This is a genomic window from Streptomyces sp. A0642, from assembly GCF_004795105.1.
In the GTDB taxonomy this organism is placed as follows: domain Bacteria; phylum Actinomycetota; class Actinomycetes; order Streptomycetales; family Streptomycetaceae; genus Streptomyces.
The window spans coordinates 145,034-152,548 of sequence record NZ_SSBL01000019.1 but is presented as its reverse complement, the minus strand read 5'-3'; the positions used below and the strand labels follow the sequence as shown (position 1 = coordinate 152,548).

The 7,515-nt window shown below is 65.4% G+C and carries 7 protein-coding genes; all 7 read right to left on the bottom strand.

The window, feature by feature from the left end:
• The coding region (locus E6R60_RS27050; RefSeq protein ID WP_136329289.1) for a hypothetical protein at window positions 1-241 on the bottom strand (241 nt) is incomplete at its 3' end.
• Complete coding sequence (locus E6R60_RS27045; protein WP_136329288.1) at window positions 238-2,715, bottom strand: NlpC/P60 family protein; 2,478 nt, start codon at window positions 2,713-2,715, stop codon at window positions 238-240. The genes E6R60_RS27045 and E6R60_RS27050, both read right to left, overlap by 4 nt.
• A 670-nt stretch (window positions 2,716-3,385) precedes the next feature.
• A complete protein-coding gene (locus E6R60_RS27040) occupies window positions 3,386-4,042 on the bottom strand; it encodes a hypothetical protein (RefSeq protein WP_136329287.1) in 657 nt (218 codons plus the stop codon).
• Window positions 4,018-4,263 carry a hypothetical protein gene (locus tag E6R60_RS27035; protein WP_136329286.1) on the bottom strand — a complete coding sequence of 82 codons (246 nt, stop codon included), beginning with the start codon at window positions 4,261-4,263 and terminating at the stop codon, window positions 4,018-4,020. Before E6R60_RS27035 ends, E6R60_RS27040 begins: the two co-directional genes overlap by 25 nt.
• Window positions 4,263-4,925: a hypothetical protein gene (locus E6R60_RS27030; RefSeq protein WP_136329285.1), complete on the bottom strand. Its 663-nt coding sequence runs from the start codon at window positions 4,923-4,925 to the stop codon at window positions 4,263-4,265. The genes E6R60_RS27035 and E6R60_RS27030 overlap by 1 nt, the downstream gene beginning before the upstream one ends.
• A gap of 3 nt (window positions 4,926-4,928) precedes the next feature.
• Entirely contained in the window at window positions 4,929-7,100 is a 2,172-nt protein-coding gene (locus E6R60_RS27025; protein WP_136329284.1) for a hypothetical protein, read from the bottom strand.
• Window positions 7,097-7,453 (bottom strand): hypothetical protein, encoded by a 357-nt coding sequence (locus tag E6R60_RS27020; RefSeq protein WP_136329283.1) that lies wholly within the window; start codon window positions 7,451-7,453, stop codon window positions 7,097-7,099. The genes E6R60_RS27025 and E6R60_RS27020 overlap by 4 nt, the downstream gene beginning before the upstream one ends.
• Between the last annotated feature and the right edge of the window lie 62 nt (window positions 7,454-7,515).

Below are 7,515 nucleotides of genomic sequence, written 5' to 3'. Positions count from 1 at the left end.
AGGCCGGGGGCTCGTGGGAGATCAGAGCGACGAAGGTGTACGGCCCGAAGGTCCGGTCCACCAGCCACGTCTGGCCAACCTCCGGCGTCAGACCCGTGCGACGTACCGATGTGGCGACCTCGATCTGCTGCCCCTCGGTGTCGACGGCGTAGGCCCGGCCGCGAGTCCAGTCGATCTCGCGGATCACGATCTGCTTGAAGGTCCAGCCGATGCCGTACGTCGCGCTGTCGCCGGGCCTCACGCTCCACCCGCCATCGGCAGGCCCAGCAGCTTGTTGCCCTTGCCGGTGAGCCGGGCCGGGGCCGCGATGGCGACCGAGGTGGAGAAGCCACCGCCCTCCCCGAAGCGGAAGTTGTGCGTCACGGTGGTGATGTACGCCTGGAAGTTGAATTCCGGAATCTGCATGATCATCCCTGGATAGAGCTCCGGCATGAACGTAAGCGGCACGCTGGCCGAGTACTGGTAGGCGAACTGCCGCATGAACAGGAAGATCGCCGAGAACAACTGCGCCTTCGGTCCGATCAGGCCAGGCAGCTGCTGATAGTCCGGCCGGGCACCGAAGCGCTGCTTGATCCAGTCCGCGTACGCCTTCGCCTCCTTCTCGGTCATATCCATACCGAACAGCGCCTTCCAGACGCCGGGGAAGTCAATCGTTACAACGCCGGTCGTGAGGGCGGCCATCTGGTTGAGGTAGTCGTTACCGATGGCGGACTGCGGAGTGCCCGTGGACGGATCGAAGACATTCGTCCCGAAAGGGGCCGTCACCACGAACTGGTGCGTGACCATGTAGTCGTCGCTCCAGCTCACCTCGAAGTCCTGGACCTCGATCGGCTGGATCACCATCTTCGCCGCCGTGCCCCACATCCCGTAGTAGTCCGGGTACCAAGCGATCAGGTCCCCGTTCGGCGCCGAGCAGAAGCTCCGCATCGTCGAGTTGAACAGGTTCTTCAAATACGGGAGTAGCGGCTGGTCATTGAGGAGCGCGCGAGGCCCGGCCAGGGCTTGCGCCATCATGTAGTTTGGGTCGTTCTCGGCAGTAGAGATCGGCAGCCACGCGTTGTCGCCGAAGAGCTTGTCGAACGGGTCGTCCGGGTTGTAGCCGGGCGCGTCCGCGCCCGTGACCAGCTCGATGCCAGGATCCGTGGCTTCAGGGATCTCTGTCCCGCCGTCGACTCCGTCGAAGATCACTCCGCCCGCGCCCGTCGTGTACGCGATGCGCGGCAGGAAGCCGCCGAAGTCCCAGTAGCTGGCTGGGAGCGGAGGGTTGACTCCGACGTCGTGCGGCTGCGCCCCGCGCCGGTGCGCTCCGATCGTGTTCTGGCCGTCCCCCAGCGACATCTCCACGTGATGGATGGACGCGATCGAGCCGCCCTTGAAGACCAACGCCCCCGGCGTCTTCAGCGCCGTCGCTACCGAGACCCGCTTACAGAAGGCAGCCTGCGCCGAGGCGACGCGCGGCAGGTTGTAGAGACTGCCCATGGCCCGCAGGACCATCGCCTGAATGAACGAGCTGCAGTCCAGGCCCGGCGGCGGTTCAGCGCTCAGGATCGAGAGCTGCGTGCCTCCGTACTTCTGGGTGTACGGGATGTTCGGGTACTTGTTGCAGAAGTTGACGGCGAGCTGTGCCAGCGCCAGGCCGCTCGTGGTCCCCTGCGGCTTGGACGTGAGGTCGTCGTTGCCGCCCCCGCCCTTCTCCAGGTCCCGGACCATGGCCGTCGCAGGCTTCTCGTGCTTCTCGTACGCCCGGGGCACACCGGAACGCTGGACCTTCTGGCAGACCTCCCACATTTCCAGCTTGTCCCGGTTCTTGACCTTGAACAGCACCTCGTAGAACTTCTTCGACGAGTACTCAGGATTCATGATCTCGGCCTTGGTGCCCCAACCCTGGCTGGGCCGCTGCTGGAACAGCCCCAGCGAATCCCGGTCGCCGTGGTCAAGGTTGTTCAGGCCGGATTCCTGCATCGCCGTCATGATTGCGATGATGCAGTCGCGGGTGCTGGCGCCAACCTGCTTGCCGACGGAGTAGATCGTGGCGGCGTTGGCCTTCTGGGATGCGCTGTCGAAGCCGCCGTACTTACCCGTGAGCGCGCTGGAGTCGGCACCGCCCGCGCCCACGGAGGCCGTGCCGAGCGATTCGAAGAGCGTGCGCGCGATCTCGTCGGCGCCGGTCAGCTCCGCATCGATCTGCTTGGCCAGGGCCTCGACGACACCGAACCAGTTCCCTGGGATGGCTGCGATGTGGGCCTTGGACGACGGCCATCCGACGACCTTCTTGAGGACCGTCAGGGCGACATTGGTCATGCCGCCGTCCGAGACGCCGGAGTCTTTCCCCGCGTCCTCCAGAGCCTGGCGGACCATGGTCTGCGACGCCTCGGTGTGCGAGTCCCAGTACCAGTACTGCAGCCGCTTGAGCGAGCACGACGAGGTGAGGTGGACGACGCGCGGCCAGGCCGTGAGCAGGGGCACCTTGTTCAGGTAGCCGGTGTAGACCTGAACCCACTTCAGCCGCTTCATCTGCACGCTGATGCGGTCGTTCGGAGCCATCACGCCGTCGTACTTCCGGCGCGCGTTCTGCAGTGAGAATGAGAACGAGCTCACACCATCAGAACGTCGAACCATCGAACCCTCGACGAGGTCGTCGGACACGTCGATGATCCCGTGCTTCTGGGTCGCGACGTACACCTTCACGCCTGGCGCCAGGACGAAGTTCGGCAAGGGGGACCACCTCCGCCCCTTCAAGCCGGAGCGGCGGCGGCGGACACGACGAACACGTCAGCCGGAGGCGCGCCGTTGTGGAAGAATCGGCGATCTCCCACCCCGCCTAGGAGATACCTCAGATGCGTATTCCGCTACCGTTCGCGAACTCACCGCACCGCCACCTCGGACTACCGCTCTACACCGCTTCAATCGTGATCAGCCACGTTGTCGCCTGGACCCTTCCCGACGGCTTTCTCGGTCTGGCGGCATCCACCGCAGCCACAGCGCTCATCATCGTGGGGGTCTTCTTCTGGCTCGCCCATAGTCGCGGGGCGCTGTGCGAGACCTGCGTGGAACAGATGCCGCTGGACGCTGATGGGCAGGCTCAGAGGCGCGGAGTCTGGCTGAGGCACCATCATCGAGTCCGCGCCACTCCTCGACGTGTCGTTGTGCTCACTGTCGTATGGGTTGCGCTGCTTCTCGGATCCAGCCTATTGGGGGGAGGTCCGGCGGAGCGAGCCGCACACGACGTCCTGATGGCGGTCGTCATCCTGGACATGTGGGCCACCGAGATTCACGGCAGGCTGTCTCCGTGGTGCCCCCAGTGCCGTGGGGATGGAGGCTGGGACGAGGACGAGGTTGTGGCACCAGCCCCCAGCACTCCGCAGACCGCCTGAGACGAACACGATCAGCTTCCGTAGTCTTCCCGGGCCCACGGCCCGGGAAGGTCCTCGGTGTACTGAATGGGCGGGAGCTGGCCCTGCCCCTGATCAGAGCCGCCGTCGCTTCCGTCGATGATGTTCGTGTAGTTACCCGAGGGGACGGCATTGCCGCCGAGCTGTGTACCCATGGGCCAGAAGTACTTCATGTCCGGGTCGGCGGCGTGCTCGAAGGTGCTGGTCGCCCACCCCTCGGTGTCCTGGGGCTCTCTGGTCGTCTCGAACGTGATCGTCGGAGTCCACATCATCGCCCCGATCGCGTCGCCCCACTCGAAGCCGGTGAGCGGCACACCCTCACGGTCGAAGTTCCGGGCGGGCAGCAGGACCCGCATGTCGGGAAACTTCGCCCCGCCCGGCAGGCCCGGGTTCATGACGTAGTCGGCGTAGCGCTGCATCCAGTCCGCGAAGCTCTTGCGCTCGGCGTATCCCTTGAGCAGCACCCGCAGGTAGAAGCGCGCGGGCGCCAGCCGGTGCGGGTAGTAGGCCCGGGAGTTGCGTCCCATGGACTCGTCCGCGACCATCGTCAGCCCGTGTCCGACCATGTCGACCCGCACCCGCATGCTGGCCGTGCTCTTGCCGTTCGGATACGACAGGCTGCAGTTCAGCCCCCGGCGCGTGTCTGCCACTGCTCCTCCTCCGGCTCCGGCACGTCCTCGGTCTGCAGGTGCAACGGGTCGTACGGCGCGTACGTCGGCCGCGACAGGCGCTCGTGGTCGGCGGAGGACAGGTCCGGGAACAGCCCCTGCTCCGTCATCGTGAACCCGCCCATGGGCACAACGCCGACGACGCCGGGCGGCAGCGGCTGCGGCATCGACACGGGCACGTCGGAACCCCATTGATCAGCCATCAGTCCTTCTGCCCTTCGTCGCTGTCAACAGTGCTGGGGTCGGTGGTGTTGCGGTCCATCGGGCCGTTGTACTCGCTCTGCCGCCAGCCGATGCCCTCGCTGATGCGCTTGATGTACGAGGCGATGGCGCTGGCCTGCGCCGCGTCGATCTCGCTCATGGAGGACCCGGCCTTGACCAGGGAGTCCGAGCCGCCCTGGACGATGAACATGGTGAGCTGGTAGCCGTGGGAGAACTTGCCGGTGCGGTGCTCGATGCTGCCCGCGCCGTCCAGGTCCTGGACGGCCTTGAGGTAGACCTGCCAACGCCAGCCCCGGCCCGGATAGTTGAAGGTGGCCGGAGCGTGCATCTTTCCAGGCGTTCGGGAGTCCCGCGCCTGGTGCTGCATGATGGCCCGGCACCGGGCGATGAACGCCTCGTGGAGCCTCCAGGAGGCTCCAGCGTGGTCACTGTTGCCGTCAGGGGACGCTCCGGCCTTGTGGTTCTCGCCCAGGTACCCCACGACAGTCAGGTCCCGAAGCGTGGCTCCGGTGATCTGTACGACGCGGCCGCCGACGGTGTCCGTGACGCTGGTGTGGATGTCGAAGCCCCAGTCGATGGAGCTCGGGTTGAGCCGAAAGGTGAGCTGAGGGCCGCCGGGAAAGCCCAGGGACGCGAGGGCCACGGCCTACTCCTGGTAGCTCGGGTTGGACGGGTAGGGACTCAGGGGCGGGCTCGCAGTCGCGGCCGAACCGTTGACCCCGGTGGAATCCAGGACGGTGAGCAGGCGCCGGGCCTCGGCCGTCAGGCCGATCTCCAGCTTCTCCCTGCCCTTCTTGTCCTTCGTCGTGTGCTTCTTCTCCCACTCCTCATAAGATTCGCCGACCTTTCCACTGGCCTTCGCCTCCTTCGAGAAATCGCGAAGAGGGTCTACCTTGTCATCGCCGAGAATTTCGGCAACGGACTTGCCCGCCTTATCGCCCTCGACGACGACGGCCTTCCCAGAAGCAAGCTCGTTCCGGTGATTCTTGATTGCCTCAGTCAGGGAAACGACACGTTTCCCGTCCTTTGTCGTAATGGCAACCTTCGACTTGTCGTCCCCATCGATCTTGTTGAGGAGGTTGTAGACGACGGGGTCCTCGTCACCGGTCTTCTTGTGCCACTTCTCGTATGCACTCACGGCGTCGGACGGGTCTCCTCCGAAGCCGAGGAAGCCGCCGGAGGTTTCCTTGTCCAGGCCCTTCAGCGCACCGGTCACGACGCCGCCACGACCACCGGACGCGTGCGGGCGCAGGTTCTCCTTCACGTCCGTCCGCAGGCGGTTGCTCTCGCTGGTCTTCTCCAGCGACTTCTGGTCCTGCTTCTTCATGTTGCTGGCCGTGGCTCCAGCACCCTTGCCGTTGTACTGCTGCACGATCCACGTGGCTGCCTTCACCGGATCCTGCGACAGGCCGCCGTTGCCGGACAGGGTCCCCACCACCTGCGCAAGCGCGAAGGCGTCGTTGGGGTAGAACTTCTGGATCAGCTCCTCGCCGATCTGTGTGGCGGTCTCCTCTGAGACGTCCCCACCGCTCTTGGAGATCTGCTCCTTGATCCACGCCTCAACACCGGGCTTCAGCGCCGCCCGTACAGACGCACTGTCGAGCAGCTGGTCAGCTGCTCCCTTTGCGGTCGGACCAGAGGTCAGATACTCCGACACGGAAATACCTGCGATAGAAGAAGCCATGTACGCGTGGCTTACACCCAGCCGCTTCGAAACATCCATGTCCTGAAAAGAGCGGCCGTAAGAATTCTTCGTCTGCTGTTCGAGTGCAGCCACACCGACGGCCGACGACCCATATCCGCTCTTATTCGCAACATCCATCAGCTGGGTGAATTCAGCACGTGCCATCTGCGAGTTCACACCCGCCTTACCCGCACTGTCGGATACCTCATTCAAGGCATTCGAGAGATCATTGAAATTCGTCAGTGCATTCTTCGAGGCAACCTGAAGTGTCTGCAGGCTCTCGTCCACCGTCGCACCGCGCCGGGTCTTGCCATGATAAATAAAATCGAGAGCGTCCTGGCGGCCCTCACCGCCCTCCACCTTGGAGTTATAGCCCAGCTTGGTGACACCCTTGAACGCCTTCCGCGCCTCGTCACTGGAAAGCACACCGAATGTCGTCCACCGGTATGCCTCCTCGTGCGCGCGCTCCGCGAAGCCATCGAAGTTCGAGCCACCCTCGATCGACTGGTAGAAGGCGTTCTTGTCCCGCTGGGAACGCACCTCCGCCGGAATGCCTGTAGCGGCCGCCACGGCCGTACCGGCAACAGCGCCCCACGGCCCGCCGACCATCGCGCCCACCCGGGGCAGGCTCGACTTCACCCACGAACCGATGCCCGTACCGCCACCACCGCCGCCGCCCTGATGCGACGGAGCCACGATCGGCCCCGGGTACGGCCCCGGCTGAGGCCCGTTGTACCCCCCGCCGCCACCTCCGTATGGCGCCCCCCACATGTACGGGTACGGCGGCGTAACGGCGGGCTGGCTGGGAGGAACTGTCGGTGGAGTTGGACCAGCAGGCGGGCCCTGCGGCGTCTGCGCGCGGCGCGGCTGATTCAGAGCAACCTGACTCACCAGTGACATGGCGGCCTGCTGTAGCCAAGCCCCCGTCGGAGCACCAGGAGACGGTACTCCGCCGCCCAGCAGGCCCGCCGCCACCGACCCCGGAGTCAGGTTCTGTCGTGCCTGGCGCAGCATCTGCGCCGACGACGACGGCAAGTTCGTCTGGGTCTGCTGCTGGTGCAACAGGGCCTGGACGAGCATCGTCAGCTGGCGTACAGCTCCGTCGAGCCCGTTGCCTGGCGTGGGCGTCGTCATTGCCACTCCCGATCGAAGTCAACGTCCGGAACCTCGGGCAGTACTGGCCCGTCAGTGGCCTCTGGAGATGTGCTGGGCACCGAAACGCGGGTAGAGGCCAACTGCTCCTGCAGGAGCTGCCACTCATCCACCGAGGCGTCCTCAGCCCAGTTCACAGCCGAGTAGTCCAGGTCCAATTCGGCGTCCTGCGCCGGATCGACGTCCTCGGCAGGCAGCATGTCCGCGAAGACGTCACCCGGGTCGGCACCGGCGGCCACCAGAGCCATCCGCAGACGCTCGTCCCACCCCTCGCTGGCCTTCCACCCGTCCGCCAGAATCAGCAGCTCCAGCCCGAACTGCTGCACCGCCGACAAGCGCGCGCCCCGCAGCAGACCACGCCTCTCAGCGATCCTGAGATGCCGCTCGACGAAGGGGT

Coding starts and splice junctions, on each gene's coding strand:
- E6R60_RS27035 (WP_136329286.1), bottom strand. CDS start 4,263: ATGGCTGATCAATGGGGTTCCGACGTGCCCGTGTCGATGCCGCAGCCG.
- E6R60_RS27025 (WP_136329284.1), bottom strand. CDS start 7,100: ATGACGACGCCCACGCCAGGCAACGGGCTCGACGGAGCTGTACGCCAG.